This is a genomic window from Actinomycetospora lemnae, assembly GCF_028737315.1.
GTDB lineage: Bacteria > Actinomycetota > Actinomycetes > Mycobacteriales > Pseudonocardiaceae > Actinomycetospora > Actinomycetospora lemnae.
In genome coordinates this window covers 390,180-405,785 of sequence record NZ_JAQZAO010000005.1, presented here as the reverse complement: position 1 = coordinate 405,785, position 15,606 = coordinate 390,180, and the positions used below count along the sequence as shown (strand labels likewise).

At 75.7% G+C, this 15,606-nt stretch carries 16 protein-coding genes and 1 tRNA gene; 7 read left to right on the top strand and 10 right to left on the bottom strand.

The window, feature by feature from the left end; translation table 11 throughout:
• Positions 1 to 106: 106 nt before the first annotated feature.
• The 3 genes from PGB27_RS14120 to PGB27_RS14110 all read right to left on the bottom strand — a co-directional run bounded on the left by PGB27_RS14120 (position 107) and on the right by PGB27_RS14110 (position 1,938).
• Positions 107 to 901 carry an anti-sigma factor domain-containing protein gene (locus PGB27_RS14120; RefSeq protein ID WP_274200986.1) on the bottom strand — a complete coding sequence of 265 codons (795 nt, stop codon included), beginning with the start codon at positions 899 to 901 and terminating at the stop codon, positions 107 to 109.
• Positions 898 to 1,596, bottom strand: coding sequence for an RNA polymerase sigma factor (locus PGB27_RS14115; protein ID WP_274200985.1), 699 nt, complete (start codon positions 1,594 to 1,596; stop codon positions 898 to 900). The genes PGB27_RS14120 and PGB27_RS14115 overlap by 4 nt, the downstream gene beginning before the upstream one ends.
• A 99-nt stretch (positions 1,597 to 1,695) precedes the next feature.
• Positions 1,696 to 1,938, bottom strand: a complete 243-nt coding sequence (locus tag PGB27_RS14110; protein WP_274200984.1) for a hypothetical protein — start codon at positions 1,936 to 1,938, stop codon at positions 1,696 to 1,698.
• 145 nt (positions 1,939 to 2,083) lie between these two features.
• On the opposite strand from PGB27_RS14110, the gene PGB27_RS14105 reads away from it, so the two are divergent.
• Together PGB27_RS14105 and mftD are read left to right on the top strand one after the other, a co-directional pair.
• Entirely contained in the window at positions 2,084 to 3,154 is a 1,071-nt protein-coding gene (locus PGB27_RS14105) for a LacI family DNA-binding transcriptional regulator (protein WP_274200983.1), read from the top strand.
• Between the two features lie 115 nt (positions 3,155 to 3,269).
• Positions 3,270 to 4,448: a pre-mycofactocin synthase MftD gene (gene mftD, locus PGB27_RS14100; RefSeq protein ID WP_274200982.1), complete on the top strand. Its 1,179-nt coding sequence runs from the start codon at positions 3,270 to 3,272 to the stop codon at positions 4,446 to 4,448.
• Between the two features lie 107 nt (positions 4,449 to 4,555).
• Here the strand turns inward: mftD and PGB27_RS14095 are convergent.
• From PGB27_RS14095 to PGB27_RS14085, 3 genes are all read right to left on the bottom strand, one after another.
• A tRNA-Ser gene (locus tag PGB27_RS14095) sits at positions 4,556 to 4,641 on the bottom strand.
• 10 nt (positions 4,642 to 4,651) lie between these two features.
• On the bottom strand, positions 4,652 to 5,098 hold the full coding sequence (locus tag PGB27_RS14090; RefSeq protein WP_274200981.1) for a nucleoside deaminase: 447 nt from the start codon (positions 5,096 to 5,098) through the stop codon (positions 4,652 to 4,654).
• Between the two features lie 49 nt (positions 5,099 to 5,147).
• Positions 5,148 to 5,687: a tRNA adenosine deaminase-associated protein gene (locus PGB27_RS14085; protein ID WP_274200980.1), complete on the bottom strand. Its 540-nt coding sequence runs from the start codon at positions 5,685 to 5,687 to the stop codon at positions 5,148 to 5,150.
• Between the two features lie 164 nt (positions 5,688 to 5,851).
• Here PGB27_RS14085 and PGB27_RS14080 point away from each other — a divergent pair, with 164 nt between their 5' ends.
• The 3 genes from PGB27_RS14080 to PGB27_RS14070 all read left to right on the top strand — a co-directional run bounded on the left by PGB27_RS14080 (position 5,852) and on the right by PGB27_RS14070 (position 10,104).
• Entirely contained in the window at positions 5,852 to 7,105 is a 1,254-nt protein-coding gene (locus tag PGB27_RS14080; RefSeq protein ID WP_408630062.1) for a M20 metallopeptidase family protein, read from the top strand.
• Positions 7,106 to 7,238: 133 nt separating this feature from the next.
• Positions 7,239 to 8,219, top strand: a complete 981-nt coding sequence (locus tag PGB27_RS14075) for a prephenate dehydrogenase (RefSeq protein WP_408630070.1) — start codon at positions 7,239 to 7,241, stop codon at positions 8,217 to 8,219.
• Positions 8,220 to 8,289: 70 nt separating this feature from the next.
• Positions 8,290 to 10,104 carry an HNH endonuclease signature motif containing protein gene (locus PGB27_RS14070; protein WP_274200979.1) on the top strand — a complete coding sequence of 605 codons (1,815 nt, stop codon included), beginning with the start codon at positions 8,290 to 8,292 and terminating at the stop codon, positions 10,102 to 10,104.
• A 35-nt stretch (positions 10,105 to 10,139) separates the two neighbouring features.
• Here the strand turns inward: PGB27_RS14070 and PGB27_RS14065 are convergent, their stop codons facing one another.
• A complete protein-coding gene (locus PGB27_RS14065; protein ID WP_274201100.1) occupies positions 10,140 to 10,841 on the bottom strand; it encodes an ATP-dependent DNA ligase in 702 nt (233 codons plus the stop codon).
• 173 nt (positions 10,842 to 11,014) lie between these two features.
• Here PGB27_RS14065 and ku point away from each other — a divergent pair, with 173 nt between their 5' ends.
• Entirely contained in the window at positions 11,015 to 12,049 is a 1,035-nt protein-coding gene (gene ku, locus PGB27_RS14060; protein ID WP_274200978.1) for a non-homologous end joining protein Ku, read from the top strand.
• 65 nt (positions 12,050 to 12,114) lie between these two features.
• On the opposite strand, the gene PGB27_RS14055 is transcribed toward ku, so the two are convergent.
• Positions 12,115 to 12,339 carry a copper ion binding protein gene (locus tag PGB27_RS14055; RefSeq protein ID WP_274200977.1) on the bottom strand — a complete coding sequence of 75 codons (225 nt, stop codon included), beginning with the start codon at positions 12,337 to 12,339 and terminating at the stop codon, positions 12,115 to 12,117.
• A gap of 124 nt (positions 12,340 to 12,463) precedes the next feature.
• On the opposite strand from PGB27_RS14055, the gene PGB27_RS14050 reads away from it, so the two are divergent.
• Positions 12,464 to 13,054 (top strand): type 1 glutamine amidotransferase domain-containing protein, encoded by a 591-nt coding sequence (locus PGB27_RS14050; protein WP_274200976.1) that lies wholly within the window; start codon positions 12,464 to 12,466, stop codon positions 13,052 to 13,054.
• 122 nt (positions 13,055 to 13,176) lie between these two features.
• On the opposite strand, the gene PGB27_RS14045 is transcribed toward PGB27_RS14050, so the two are convergent.
• Entirely contained in the window at positions 13,177 to 14,382 is a 1,206-nt protein-coding gene (locus PGB27_RS14045; protein WP_274200975.1) for an LCP family protein, read from the bottom strand.
• Between the two features lie 498 nt (positions 14,383 to 14,880).
• Positions 14,881 to 15,579 carry a TetR/AcrR family transcriptional regulator gene (locus PGB27_RS14040; RefSeq protein WP_274200974.1) on the bottom strand — a complete coding sequence of 233 codons (699 nt, stop codon included), beginning with the start codon at positions 15,577 to 15,579 and terminating at the stop codon, positions 14,881 to 14,883.
• Positions 15,580 to 15,606: the final 27 nt, after the last annotated feature.

Here is a 15,606-nt window from a genome sequence, read left to right as displayed (position 1 = left end):
CGTCGTCGCGGACGCGGCGCGCGCGGACTGCGACCGGGGACCACCGAGCAGCGACGAACGGTGGAACAGCCCGTGGCGAGCGGGTCACATCGCGGTCGGCCGACCGTCAGCCCGCCACCAGACCGACGGCCACGACCGTCGACGGCCGCGGCGGCACGGGCCCGCTGGCCTCGACGGACACCGCCCACCCGCGCGGGGCGGGCGTCCCCGGAGCGGGTCCCGGGACGTCGCCGAGCGGGCGTGTCACCCCGTCGTCCGGGTCCATGACGGCCACCGCCTCGGGCGCGTTGCCCGGCAGCCCGGTGGCCCACACGACGTAGTCGCGGCCGGTCCCGGTCGCGGGGAGGTCGAGCGCGACGAGGCGGACCGCTGCGGCGGGGTCGCCGGGGTCGAGCAGGACGGCGACCGGGGCGCCGGTCTCCCCGCGCAGGACGGTGGCGCGCACGCCGGGGTCGGCGGACCGGGCGTCGGCGACCACGCGGTCGGCCCGCGCGTCCACCGTGCTCGCCGACGTGTCCGGGGTGGGCGACCGCGTCGCGAGCACGGCACCGGCGAGGACCATGACCAGCCCGAGCGCGACGGCGGCCAGGAGGGCGCCCGCCATCGCCAGGGCAGGCGAGCGGCGGGGTGCGGCGGGTGGGTGCGGGACGCGCGTCGGGGTCGGCGGCTCCGGCCCGCGCTCGACCCGGACGGTGTCGAGGAGCCGCCCCCGCAACGCGGGCGGCGGGTCGAGCTGGGGCACCGCGGCCCCCAGGGCGGCGACGACGTCCGTCGCCTCGGCGAGCGTCCGGCGGCAGGCCGCGCAGTGCGCGAGGTGGGCCCGCAGCGCGAGGTCCTCCTCGGGCTCGAGCGCCGAGAACGCGGCGCCGACGGCGTCGGCGCGCAGAGCGCAGGTGCTCACGCCAGGTCCCCGAGCGCGTCGGCCGCCGACGCGCCCAGCACCGGCCCCAGCAGCACGCGCAGCCGCGCGACCCCGGCGAACATGCGGGACTTGACGGTGCCGATCGGGACGCCGGTGAGGCCGGCGACCTCGCGCTGCGAGTAGCCGCCGTAGTAGGCGAGGCCGAGGGCCGTGCGCTGCTCGGTGGGCAGGCGGTGCAGCGCGGCGCGCACCTGCTCGCCGATCACCGCACCCAACGCCTGCCGCGCCGCCGAGGGCCCGCCGGCCGGGACGCCCTCGTCCGGCTCGCCGGTCGTCGGGTGGTGACGGCGCCGGGTGGCCTCGCGACGCACGGCGTCGACGGCCTTGTGGTGCACGAGCGTCATGAGCCAGCCGGCGACGGTGCCCCGCGACGGGTCGAAGCGGGCGGGGTCGCGCCAGAGCGCGAGGAACACTTCCTGGACCACGTCCTCCGCGAGGCCCTCGTCGCCGCAGATCCGGCGCGCGAGCGAGTACGCGGGGCGCCCGTAGCGCTGGTAGAGCTCGTCGAGCGCCGCCTGCTCCCGCCGGGCCAGACGGGCGACCACGGCGGCGTCGGCGCTCGCCGGGGCATCGGTGTCGACGTCGACCTCGGCCTCGACCTCGACCTCGACCTCGACCTCGGTGTGGATCTCCGGCGTCGCCGCGGTGTCCGCCGGCATCACGGGCAGGGCCACGCGGCCACCTCCTCGTCGGGTTCCCGGGCGTCGTTCGCCCACGGGTCGCCGACGGTTCGGCCGTCGGGAGGAACGGGTCGCGCCGGACGGGCCGGGCCCTCAAGTGACGAGCTCGGCCTGCAGGTCCTCCCGCGCGTGCTCGAGGGCGCGCAGCCGCCGCCCCCGCGCGGGCACGTACTCGTCGGCGAGCAGGGCCGCGATCTCGGCCTCGACGGCGCGGAGCCGGTCGCGGGCCGCGGCGCGGGCGACGACCCGCTCGGCCTCGCGCGCCACCTCCCGCGCGGCGGCGCTGCGCCAGGTGTCGCGGTCGACCAGGTCCCGCCAGCTCCGTGGGAGTCGCATGTCCCCTCCTCGTCTCGTCCCCGGCTACTGAACCGGTTCAAAGCGGGACGTCGCAAGGGGTACGGCGAAGTCGATCGACCCGTGTTTGAACCGGTTCACCTCCGCGCCACTGCCGGCCACCGCGACGGCGCGGGAGAATCGGTCCGTGGAGACCGACGGGCGCCGGGGCGGGCGGGTCACGCTCGCGACCGTCGCCGACGCGCTGGGCGTCTCCCGGGCGACGGTGTCCAACGCCTACAACCACCCCGAGCGCCTCAGCCCCCGCCTGCGCGACCGGGTCCTCGACACCGCCCGCGAGCTCGGCTACGCCGGGCCGCACCCGCTGGCCGCCACGCTCTCGCGCGGGCGTGTCAACGCCCTCGGTCTCGTCTACGACGACCCGATGTCGTTCGCGTTCAGCGACCCCGCCGCGGTGCTGTTCCTCCAGGGGGTCAGCGAGGTCTGCGAGAACGAGGACCTCGCCCTCGTGCTCATCAGCGGCGGGCCCGCCGGCGCGGTCGCGCGGGTGGCGCTGGTCGACGCCGTCATCTGCTACTGCGACGTGCCGATCGAGGGCAAGCTCGCGGCGATCGTCGACCGCGGTCTGCCCTTCGTCGTCGTCGACGGTCCGCGGCTGCCCGGCGCGGGGCACGTCGGCATCGACGACCGACGGGGCGCTGCATCCGCCGCCCGCCACCTGCTCGACCTCGGTCACACCCGCCTCGGCGTCATCGCCATGCCGATCGTCGACGACGAATGGGAGGGCACCGCCGACCTCGACCGCCAGGCCCGCGCCCACTACCGCGCGGCCCGCGAGCGCCTCGTCGGCTACCGGGAGGCCGTGGAGTCGGCCGGTCTGACCTGGGCCGACGTATCCGTGGAGGAGCGCTCGCCGTACGGGCGGGACGCCGGACGCCGCTCCGCGGCCGCGCTGCTCGCCCGCCGGCCCCGCCCGACCGCGCTGATCGCGATGAGCGACGAGCTCGCCCTCGGGGCCCTGGCCGCCGCGGAGGACGCAGGGCTCGCGGTGCCCCGCGACCTGTCGGTCGTCGGGTTCGACGACGTCCCGGCCGCCGCGGACGCCCACCCCGCCCTCACGACCGTGCGCCAGCCGCACCGGGAGAAGGGCCGGCGCGCGGCGACCCTGCTGCTGCGCGCGAGCAGCGTCGACGACGAGCACCGGCTGCCCGTCGAGCTGATCGTGCGCGCCTCCACCGGACCGCCGCCCTCCCGCTGACGGTCGGGGCGCCCCCTCCGAACGGACAGCCCCGGACCGTCCGCGCAGACACCGTGCGCCGTGCCACGCGCCGGTACGGTGCTGTGCAGCGAGTCACGCGCGGAGAAGGGTCCTCATGGCTGGTCAGTGGTTCGAGTCCGTGGCGGAGGCGCAGCGGCGCGCCCGCAAGAGCCTCCCGAAGTCGGTGTACGGCGCGCTGGTCGCCGGCAGCGAGGCCGGCGCGACGCTCGAGGACAACGTCAACGCCTTCCGCGAGCTGCAGTTCCTGCCGCACGTGTGCGACCTGCCGTTCGAGAAGGACCTGACGACCACCGTCATGGGCCAGTCGATCTCGATGCCGGTGATCATCTCGCCCACCGGGGTGCAGGCGGTCAACCCGGAGGGCGAGGTCGCGGTGGCGCGCGCGGCGAAGAACGCGGGCACCGCGATGGGGCTGTCGTCGTTCGCCAGCCGCTCGATCGAGGACGTCGTCGAGGCCAACCCGACGACCTTCTTCCAGATGTACTGGGTGGGCGACCGCGACACCCTCGCCGCCCGCGCCGAGCGCGCGAAGAAGGCCGGCGCCAAGGGCCTCATCGTCACCCTCGACTGGTCGTTCTCCCACGGGCGCGACTGGGGCAGCCCGGCCATCCCGGAGAAGATGGACTGGAAGACCATCCTCAAGTACATCCCCGAGGGCGCCACCCGCCCGAAGTGGGGCCTCGCGTTCCTGCGCTCGGGCAAGATCCCCGACCTCACGGTCCCGAACATCCCCACCCAGGGCGAGCAGGCCCCGACGTTCTTCGGCGCCTACGGCCAGTGGATGTTCACCCCGCCGCCCACCTGGGCCGACGTCGCGTGGCTGCGCGAGCAGTGGGGCTCGGACCTGCCCTTCTGCGTCAAGGGCATCACCCGCATCGACGACGCCAAGCGGGCGGTCGACGCCGGCGCCACGGCGATCCAGGTGTCCAACCACGGCGGCAACAACCTCGACTCCACCCCGGCGCCGATCCGCGTGCTGCCCGGGATCGTCGACGCCGTCGGGCGCGACGTGGAGGTCATCCTCGACGGCGGCATCCGCCGCGGCAGCGACGTCGTCAAGGCCCTCGCGCTCGGGGCCCGCGCCGTCGCCATCGGGCGCGCCTACCTCTGGGGCCTCGCCGCCGCCGGCCAGCCGGGCGTCGAGAACGTCTTCGAGATCCTGCGCGGCGGCATCGGCTCGGGCCTCATGGGGCTCGGGAAGTCGTCGGTGCACGACCTCGTGCCCGAGGACCTGATCATCCCGCCGAACTTCACCCGCCAGGCCGTGCACTAGCGCACCCGGACACGACGAAGGGCCCCTCCCGGTGATCGGGAGGGGCCCTTCGTCGTGAACCGGCCCCGTGTTCGGGGGGTTCACAGGGGGCGGAGCCCCCGTGGGTGCGGTAGCGGTGGGATTCGAACCCACGGTGGGCAGAACCCACACGCGCTTTCGAGGCGCGCTCCTTTGGCCGCTCGGACACGCTACCGCCGACAAGGCTACGGGACCGCTCCTCCGCGCTGACGACCGGGCCAGAACTCGACCATGAGGGCCGCGCACTCGGCCTCCCGCACGCCACCGACCACCTCGGGACGGTGGTTGAGCCGGCGGTCGCGGACGACGTCCCACAGCGACCCGACCGCGCCGGTCCGCGGCTCCCAAGCACCGAAGACGATCCGGTCGACCCGGGCGAGGACCGCCGCGCCGGCGCACATCGTGCACGGCTCGAGGGTGACGACGAGCGTGCAGCCACCCAGACGCCAGCCGTCGCCGTGGTGCGTCGCCGCCTCCCGCAGCGCGAGGATCTCGGCGTGCGCCGTCGGGTCGCCGGTGGCCTCACGGGCGTTGGCCGCGGCGGCGAGCTCCCGGCCGTCGGCGTCCACCACGACGGCGCCGACGGGCACGTCGTCACCCGAGGTCCGGGCGACCTCGAGGGCCCGGACCATCCACGCGACATCGACGGGTCGAGCTCCGCTCCGCTCCGTCTCCCGGGCCTCAGGTGCCAGCGGTCTCCACGACCTTGGCCAGCTCCTCGGCGAACCCGCAGCGGCGGGCGATGGCCGTGAGCTGCTCGTCCGGGTACAGGTCGATCTCCTCGACCAGCACCGCGAGCTCGTCGGCCGGCACGCCGAGGTCGGCGAGCATGCCGAGGTCGCCCTCGGGCCACGGGTCGTCGTCGGCCTCGTCCTCGTCGGGCACCTCGAGGCGCAGGAGGTCGAGCACGTCGGCGGCGACGTCGTAGTCGAGCGCCGCGACGGCGTCGGAGAGCAGCAGCGCCACCCCGCCGGGCGTCGGGCGCACGAGGACGAAGAACTCGTCGTCGACGTCGAGCAGGCCGAGCACCGCGCCCGTCGAGCGCAGGCCACGCAGGGCGCTGATGGCCGCGTCGAGGTCGGCGAGGCTGTCGCGGTCCATCGGGACGGCGCGCCAGCGGCCCTCCTCGCGCGTCACCGCCACGGCCCACCCGTCGAGGGGCGCGACGGTGCCCGCGCCGCCGCGTGTCGCGGCGGAGCCTCCGGGGCCCTGGGCTGCCATGCCACTACGGTAAGTGCGGGCGTGTCTGCGTGGAAGTCCGACGAGGTCACGGGCGCCGGACGGTCGTCGACGCACTGCCTCCGGGCATCCGCAGGACCGCCGGCGGGTGAACGGACGGTGCGCGCACGCCGCGGCCACACGACGGGGGTGCCAGGATCGGACGGGTGACGGCTCCGGAGCGACGAGCGGGCGGTCGTCGGGCGGCTCACCGCGCCCCCGAGCGGGCGCTCCTCGCCGAGGCCCGCGCGCTGCAGCCCCGCACACTCGCCCTGCGCCGCGTCCTGCACCGCGTCCCCGAGGTCGGGCTGACGCTGCCGGTCACCCAGGCGGCCGTGCTCTCCGCGCTGCGCGAGCTGCCCCTCCAGATCGACACCGGCCGCGACTGCAGCTCCGTCACCGCCGTCCTGCGCGGCGCCCGTCCCGGCCCGACGGTGCTCGTGCGCGCGGACATGGACGCGCTGCCGATGACGGAGGACTCCGGGGTGCCGTTCGCCTCCGAGGTCGAGGGCGCCATGCACGCGTGCGGTCACGACCTGCACACCGCGATGCTCGCGTCCGCCGCCCGGCTGCTCTGCGGGCGCCGCGAGCGCCTGGCCGGCACCGCGGTGTTCATGTTCCAGCCCGGCGAGGAGAGCGCCCACGGCGCGCGGACGATGATCGACGAGGGCCTGCTCTCGGCGGACGGGCCGGGCGGCGTCCCGGAGTCGGCGATGGCCCTGCACGTCACCTCGCGGCTCGCCGCCGGGACGCTGCAGACGCGCCCCGACTCGATCATGGCCTCGTCCGACGACCTGCACGTGCGCGTCACCGGCCGCGGCGGCCACGCCTCGGCGCCGCAGGACGCGCTCGACCCGGTCCCCGCAGCGGCGGCGATGGTGGGCGCGCTGCACACGATGATCACGAGGCGGGTCAGCGCGTTCGACCCCGCGGTGCTCACCGTCGCGCACATCAGCGCCGGCACCACGACCAACGTCATCCCGGAGACCGCGCTGCTCGAGGGCACGGTGCGCACGCTGTCGGAGGAGACACGCGCCCGGGTGCTCGACGAGATCCGGCAGGTCTGCACGGGCGTCGCGACGGCCTACGGGTGCACCTGCGACGTGCACATCGAGGTCGGCTACCCCGTGACCGTCAACGACCCCGACGTCGCCGAGCGCCTCGCGGACGTCGGGCGCTCGGTGCTCGGGTCGCGCTTCGTCGAGCCGATGCCCGACCCGATCATGGGCTCGGAGGACTTCTCCTACGTGCTCTCCCGCGTGCCCGGCGCGCTCGCGTTCCTGGGCGCGTGCCCGACGGACGTCGACCCGGCCGAGGCCCCGCCGAACCACTCCAACCGCGTCGTCTTCGACGAGGACGCCATGGTCGCGGGCGTGGCCCTGTACTCGGGGTACGTCCTCGACGCCCTGCGACCCGGCTGAGACCCCGTTCGGGCGCATCGTCCTCACTCTCCCGGGTCGCCCTACCCTCGCCCGCGTGGATGCCGACACGGAAGCCGTGGAGTCCGCCCTGGCCTCGCCCGGGGCCACGCTGGCCGCGGCCCAGCAGCGTCCGGTGTGCGTCATCGGGCTCGGGCTGATCGGGGGCTCGCTGCTGCGCGCCGCCACCGACGCCGGACGGCGCACCTGGGGCGCCTCCGCCTCGACGACCACCGCGGAGAAGGCCGCCGCCGACGGCTACGACATCGCGGCCTCGGTCGACGAGGCGCTGGCCCGCGCCGCCGCCGAGGACGCCCTCGTCGTGCTCGCGGTGCCGCTGACGGCGCTCGACGACGTGCTCGCGAGCGTCGCCCGCGAGGCGCCGCGGTGCCGCCTGACCGACGTCACCAGCGTCAAGGTGCCCGTGGCCGAGGCGGTCGCCCGTCGCGCGCCCGCCACCCGCTTCGTCGGGGGCCACCCCATGACCGGTACCGAGTTCTCCGGCTGGGACGCCGGCTCGCTGCAGCTGTTCCACGAGAAGGTGTGGGTCGTCGCGACCGAGGACGACGCCGACCTCGAGGTGTGGGTCGACGTGGCCGCCCTCGCGCTGGCGTGCGGGGCCGTGGTCGTCCCGGCCGCCGCCGACGAGCACGACCTCGCCGTCGCCCGCATCTCGCACCTCCCGCACCTGTTCGCCGCCGTGCTGGCCGCGGTCGGCGCCGACGGCGGCGAGCTCGCCCTCGCCCTGGCCGCGGGCTCGTTCACCGACGGCACGCGGGTCGCCGCCACCCGCCCCGAGCTCACCGCCGCCATGTGCGAGGGCAACCGCTCGGCGCTGTTGTCGTCGCTGGACGACGCCCTCGGCCGCCTCGGGGCCGCGCGGGGCTCGCTGGCCTCGACAGGGGGTCTGTTGGCGACGCTCTCGGCGGGCCACGAGGGGCGGACCGCCCTCGACGGCGCGCGCAGCGCCCGCCGCGAGGTCCGCATCGACCTCGAGGGCACGCCCGCGGAGTTCCTCGAGGACATGCGCGAGCTCGGCCGGACCGGCGGGCGTGTCATCGGCTGGACGTCCGAGGCGCTCGACGCCGCCGACGAGGCGATGGGTCTCGAGACGTAGCGCCTCCTTCCTGAGGGCGTCTCGGCGGAACGGGCCCTCGCTGTCGGGGTCGGCAGCTACCATCGAACACGTGTTCGAAGGATTCGTCGACGAGACGGTCGGTCCGCGCGTCGTGGGCCTGACCGACCTCGCTGCAGGCGCCGAGCTGGCCGACCACCTGCTCGCCGCCGAGCTCCTGGCGCCGGTTGCCGAGGCCGGCGACCACTCGCCGGCCGGCGAGCGGGCGTGGCAGGTCGCGTCCGCCGAGGGTCTCGCGCGGCTCGAGGGCTGGTCACGGATGACGGCGTGGGTCCAGGCCCAGGAGATGATCTCGATCGAGGCGCTGGTCTCCCGGGCAGTCGAACGCGCGGAGCGGCGGCCACCGGGCACGCTCCTCGACGACGCCGTGGGCGGCGTGCGCGCCGAGGTCGACTCGGTGGTCGCCGAGCTCGCGCTGGTCTGGCAGGTCGCGCAGCGCACGGCCGCCCGGCGGGTCGACGAGGCGGTCAGCCTGGTCAGCGGCCTGCCACTGCTCGTCGAGGCCATGCTCGACGGGCGCCTGGGGCTCGCGCACGTGCGCGCGGTCGGTGGGGTCCTGCTCGACCTCGATCCCGCGCTGCGCGAGCGCCTCTGCCGCGACCTGCTGGAGGGCACGCCAGCGGGTCGGTCCATCGCCCGCACGCCCGCCCAGCTCGCGGGCAGCGCGCGTCGGGCCGCGGTGCGCCTCGACCCGTCGAGCGCCCGCCGCCGCGAGCGGGCGGCGGCACGCGAGCGCGGGGTCCACCTCGGCGCCGAGGACCACGGCATGGCCACCGTGACCGCCTACCTCCCGGCCGCCGAAGCCCTGCTGCTCTACCGCACCCTCGACGCCCACGCGCGCCGCGCCGACCCGGTCGACCCCGGGCCCGCGAGCGTCGAGGACGCCGAGCGCTCCCCCGACGCCCGGCGCGCCGACGCGCTGTGCGATCTCGTGGCCCTGGGCGCGCTCGCCTCCGCGGGCGCGCTGCCCGGGGAGGCCGCGGAGGCCGCGGAGGCGGGTCGCGACGACGTCGCCGCCGACGAGGCTCGGTCGACCGGCGCTGCCGACGCAGCCGGCGCCTCCGCGGCCTCCGGGGCCGGGGCCTCCGGGGCCGGGGCCTCCGGGGCCGGGGCCTCCGGGGCCGGGGCCTCCGGGGCCGGCTCGGCGAGGCCGACCAGCCCTGGCTCGACGGGGCCGACCGGCGCTCGCGGCCGCTCCGGCTCCGCGCGGCCGGTCGGCGTTCGGCCGTCGGCGGCACCGACCCGCGCCCCGACCCGGCGACCGCGCGCCGTGCAGATCCGTGTCGTCGTCCCGGCCGACACGCTCCTCGGGCTCGACGACCGCCCGGCCGAGCTGGTCGGGTACGGCCCGGTCACCGCCGAGACGGCGCGGGCTCTGGCGGCGGGAGACGACGCGACCTGGCGGCGCATCCTCACCGACCCCGCCACGGGCGCGGTCCTCGACGTCGGCCACCAGCGCTACCGACCACCGGCGGCCATGGCCGAGCACGTCCGCAACCGCGACCTGACCTGCACCTTCCCCGGCTGCCGCGTGCCCGCGCAGGCGTGCGATCTCGACCACCTCGTCCCCTACGGACCCGACCAGGGCAGCGGGCGCACGGCCGTCGAGAACCTCGGCCCCGAGTGCCGACACCACCACCGCATCAAGCACCTGCCCGGGTGGGCCGTGGCGCGCGGTCCGGACGGCTCGGTCCTCTGGACCACGCCGTCGGGCCGCCGCTACCGCACCGTCCGTCCGGTTCTCCTGCCGGTGACCGCGGACGAGCACGCGCCGGTGGCCTCCGGCGCACCGCCACCGGGCCGGCCCGACGAGCCCGACCAACCCGGACTCGCGACCGACCACCACGATCGGCGGTTACGCCGATGACCCGCCATCCGGAGGTCGCGACCGACCAGCGCCCGTCAGAAGAGCGTGTCGTGCTGCGGCGTGCGCTCCCGGCGCGCGTGCCGGGGTCGGCGGGACGCGGCTGGGGCAGCTGTCGGGGTGGGCGGGGCGGGCGGGGCGGCGGACGCGGTCGGGGTCCGGGTGGGAGCGGTCGTGACGGCCGGGTCGACGCGGATCCAGTCGCCGCCCGAGTCGCCGGAGCGGTAGGGCGTGCCGCGGCGCTTGGCGATCACGCCGGCCAGCCGCTGGGCGACCACGCCCGACAGCAGCGCGGGGCCGTCGTCGTACGCCGGGCTGATCTGGATGCGGGTGGTGCGCGAGAGGTCCAGGCGCGTGAGCACGGCCCGCCGCTCCTCGAGCGGGCGCGGGTCGAGCGGCACCCCATAGAGGCGCACGACGTCGTAGACCATGAACACCGCCGGCCGCTCGCGGGCCAGCGCCCGGGCGCGGCCGGCGTCGGCGACCCGCAGGCGCTCGCCCAGCGCGTCGGCGGACGGGCTGCCGCCGTCGAGCATCACGGCCTCGCCGTCGAGCAGACCGTCGGCGACGGCGTCGACGAGGCCGCCGAACTCGGGGAACCGGTCGGTGACGTCCTCGCCGTCGGCGGTGCGGAGGGTCAGCTCGCCCTGGTCGACGTCGGCGAGCAGACGGACTCCCGCCCAGTCGACCTCGTAGCTCCAGGCACCGTCGACCGGCAGGTCGCCGGGGACGGGGAGCATCGGACGCACCGGCCCATCGTGCCCCCGCCGTCCGACATCGCCGCGGACCGGGGTCGGCGCGTCGTCGGCGGCGTTGACTGGGACAGATGGTGCTCCTGCGGCATGCTGGGGCGGACGCACGGTGACGGTCGACGATCCGCGACGACCCGCCTGTCCGCCGAGAGGGGCCGATGATGCGCGCGATCTGGAACGGCGCGGTGTCGTTCGGGCTCGTGAACGTGCCGGTGCGGCTGTACGCCGCGACCACGAACCACGACATCCGTTTCCACCAGGTGCACGAGCGCGACGGCGGCCGCATTCGCCAGAAGCGCACGTGCTCGGTCTGCGGCGAGGAGGTGCAGTACTCCGAGATCGCCAAGGGCTACGAGACCGACGACGGCCAGCTGATCATGCTCGACGACGACGACCTCGCGACGCTGCCCGTCGCGAGCGGGCACGAGATCGACGTCGTGCAGTTCGTGCCGTCCGACCAGATCGACGCGCTGCTGCTCGACAAGAGCTACTACCTCGAGCCGGAGAACAAGGCCGTCAAGCCCTACGCGCTGCTGCGCGAGGCCCTGCGCGAGACCGACCGCATGGCCGTGGTCAAGGTGGCGCTGCGGCAGCGGGAGACGCTGGCGCTGCTGCGCGTACGTGACGAGGCGATCGTGCTGCAGACGATGCTGTGGCCCGACGAGGTGCGCGAGCCGGAGTTCGAGACGCTGCGCACCGAGGTCGACCTGCGCCCGCAGGAGATGCAGATGGCGTCCTCGCTGGTCGAGAGCCTCTCGGGCGACTTCGACTCCGACCAGTTCGAGGACGACTACCGCCAGGCGATGGTCGACCTCATCGAGTACAAGCGCGAGCACGGCGGCGGGCGCCCGGCACCCGAGCCGGCCGCGGCCGACGAGGGCGACGACATGACCGACCTGCTGACCGCCCTGCGGCGCAGCGTCGAGGCGGCCGGCGGCAAGGCGCCGGCCGAGGAGCCCGCGGCGGCGAGCTCCGACTCCGGGTCCGAGGAGGTCGCGGCCGAATCCGGGTCCGAGGAGAAGCCCAAGCGCTCCCGCTCGCGGACCAAGAAGACCGAGGAGAAGACGGAGGAGAAGGCCGAGCAGGCAGCAGAGGAGGCGCCGAAGAAGTCGACGCGGCGCTCGTCGTCGAAGAAGAAGTCCGAGGACGACGAGGAGACCGCGCCGGCGAAGAGCCGTCGCAGCAAGAGCGCCTGACGAGACACCGGCGGCCCCGGCGCGGCGGCTCGCCCGGCAGCCCAAACGCGGCGCCGCAGACGGCGTCAGTTCGCCAGGGCGTCCTGGTCGGGCACGTCGTAGCCCTGGTCCTCGATGGCGTCGACCAGCGCGCGGACGGTCACGGCGTCGTCGTGGTCGACGCGCACGCTGCGGGCGTCGACGTCGACCTCGACGGCCTGCACGCCCTCGAGCGGGCCGACGGCACCCTCGATCGCCTGCTTGCAGTGCCCACAGTGGATCTCGGGCACGGACAGGGTGGTGCTGGTCATCGGGAGGCCTCCGTTTCGTCGCACCGGGGCCGGGGGAGCCCCTCGCGTCCACCGCACCGTCCCGTACGGGGAGCGGGTGCATACCCCCCGAGGGTACCTACGACGCGAGGAGGCGCCGCGCGCGATGGCTGATGAGTCGAAGCCGCTGCAGGGGAAGACCGTCATGTTCCTCTGCGCCAAGGAAGGCACCGAGCAGGTCGAGCTGACCGAGCCCTGGAAGGCCGTGCAGGAGGCCGGTGGCACGCCCGTGCTGGTGTCGGAGACGCCGGGGTCCATCCAGGCCTTCAACCACCTCGACAAGGGCGACCGCTTCGACGTCGACGCGGTCATCACCCAGGTCAAGATCGAGAACTACGACGCCCTCGTGCTGCCGGGCGGGGTCGCGAACCCCGACCTGCTGCGCACCATCCCGGACGTGGTCCAGGTCGTCGGGCAGTTCTTCGCCAACCGCAAGCCGGTGGCCGCGATCTGCCACGCCCCCTGGACGCTCATCGAGGCCGACGTCGTCCGCGGGCGCCGCATGACCTCGTTCCCGAGCATCGCCACCGACCTGCGCAACGCCGGCGCGGAGTGGGTCGACGAGGAGGTCGTCGTCGACGACGGCCTGGTCACGAGCCGCAACCCCGACGACCTGCCCGCGTTCTGCAGCACGCTGGTCGAGGAGTTCGCCAACGCCCCGACCCCGGCCCACGCGCTCTCGGCCGACCAGGCCTGAGCGGGTCGCGCCGACGCGAGCCCGAGCACGACCCCCGACGCCGACCGGTCCCCGAGCCCGGTCGGCGTCGTCGTGTCGGGGCCCGGTCGTGTGGGGCCCCGTCATGTCGGGGCTCCGGGAGCTCAGCCCCCGGTGATGAGGTCCTGCGGGATCTCCTCGTCCTCGCGGATCGCGTCGAAGAACTGCGAGGACTTCTGCCGGTTCCACACGACGCCGCCGGAGACGCTGCTGGACAGGTCCACCGGCACGGTCGTCGTCACCCCGCTGCCGCCGGACAGCGAGCGCATCGCGAAGCCGAGGCTCGCGAGGTTCCAGACGTGGGTGCTGTCGTCGACCGTCAGCATCCCGATCGCGGAGTTGGCGAACGGGACGATCCGGAACGGGTTGAGCAGCACCGTGGGGCTCGACGCCTCCGAGATCAGCGCGGAGAGGAACTTGCGCTGGTTCTGGATGCGCTGCAGGTCGGCGTTGGGGAACGCGCGGGTGCGGACGAAGCCCAGCGCGTTCGGGCCGTCGAGCTCCTGGCACCCGGCGGGCAGGTCGATGCCCGCCTTGGGGTCGTCGATGGCGTCGTCGAGGCACATCTCGACGCCGCCGATGGCGTCGACCATGCCGGCGAAACCCTCGAAGCCGATCTCCGCGTAGTGGTCGATCTCGATGTCGGCGGCCTGCTCGATGGTCTGCACGAGCAGCTTCGGCCCGCCGATCCCGTACGCCGAGTTGAGGCGCCCCCGACCGTGGCCCGGGATGGGCAGCACCGAGTCGCGCGGCAGGCTCGTCAGCGACGTCTGGCCGCCGAAGCCGCCGACGTGCACGAGCATCATCGTGTCGGTGCGGCTGCCGTCGACCTCGCCGGTGGAGAGCTGCTGGGCGGCGGTGTCGTCGATGCCGGCGCGGCTGTCGGAACCGATGATCAGCCAGTTCGTGCCGGAGCTGGCGGAGCCCTCGTACTCGGGCAGGGCTTCGATCCGGGTCATCTGCGTGTCGAGGTAGATCGCGAACCCGACGACGAGCAGCAGCAGCACGGCGAGGACCGCGCCGATCCGCCTCGGCCAGCTCAGCCGCGAGGACCGGCCGCCACCCCGGCCGCCGCCGCCCGGGCGTGGCCACGCGGGGCGCTCGGGCAGGCGCTCGCGCCAGGACGGGCGCGGCGCCTCCTGCTCGCGCGCGGCGCGGGCGACGTCCGGGTCGAAGCCGACCTGGGGGTCGCGGCTCCAGTCCGGCGCGCCGACGCGGGTGGCCTGCTGGCGGGGTCCGCCGGGCGGGGCCGCGGGCGTGGCGCCACCACTGCCCCGAGAGCCCCGCGAGCCCCGGTTGCGCCCGGGCATCGCGAAGCCGCCGGGCCGCGGGGGCGGGCCCTGGGGCGGCTGGCCGGGCGGCGGTCCCCCGCCACGGCCGGGCGGGCGTCCGCGGGGTCCGGGCGGCGGGCCGCCACCCGGGCCTCCGCCCGGGCCTCCGCCCGGACCACCGCCCGGGCCTGATGGGGGTCGTCCCCGGCCGGGGGGTCCGCCGGGTCGGTTCATCGCCGTCTCACCTCGCGCCTCGCGTCGGCCCCGGCGCCGGTGGGCGCCCGGCCGGCTCTCGGGTCCCGGCCACGGGGGCCGCCGTCGCCGTGATCGTCCGAGGATACGCAGGCCACGGCATCAGGGACCGACCCCCGCTCGACGGGCGCGCACCGCGCGACGGTCGGACGGTCGGCCCGGCGCGACGGGAGGAGCGACGGTGACCGTCACCCGGACGGCCGAGGGTCACGACGACCTCACCTCGCGGCGACGCCCCGATGTCGCGGCGTTTACGCGCCGGGTCGACGCTCGAGCGGGACCGCCTCAGTCCTCGCGGCGGGCGGCGCGGTCGATGACGGCGAGGACGAGCTCGGTGACGGTCGGGGCGAGCTCACCGAGGCGCTCGCCCCGACCGTCCTCGACGGCGTCGAGCACGAGCTCGTTGATGCCGCCCACGAGCGCGACGGCCGTGGGGCGCGGCAGGCCGTCGACCCCGGCGAGCTCCGGCACGTCCGGTCCCGGTCGACCCGGCCCCGTCGACGCCCAGCGCGCGGCGCCGAGGGCGACGAGTGCGGAGAGCTGGTCGGCGAAGCGGTTGAGCACCTCGCGCCGCACCCGCCATCCCCGCGGACCCAGACCACTGATCTCGGTGAGCAGGGTGCGGGTGAGCGCCGGCTGCTCGGCGAGCGCGGTGAGGTAGGCGCGCGTGCCCGCCGTCACCTCGTCGGCCAGCGACGGCGGCGGCGCACCGGCGTCCGCCTCCACCGCGGGCGCGACGGCCTCGGCGATGCGGGTCAGCGGGCCCTCGGCGGCGGCGACGTAGGCGGCGAGGAAGCAGTCCTCGCGGTCGGAGAAGTGCTGGTAGAACGTCCGCTTCGACACGCGGGCGGCCGCGACGACGTCGGCGACGGTGACCGCGGCGTACCCCCGGTCGGCGACCAGCGCGATCATCGCCTGCACGAGACGATCACGGTGGGCGGACCCCGGCGGGTTCGCGGTGTGATCAGCGGCAGGAACGGACACTGGACAACGGTACCACCGCGTACCACA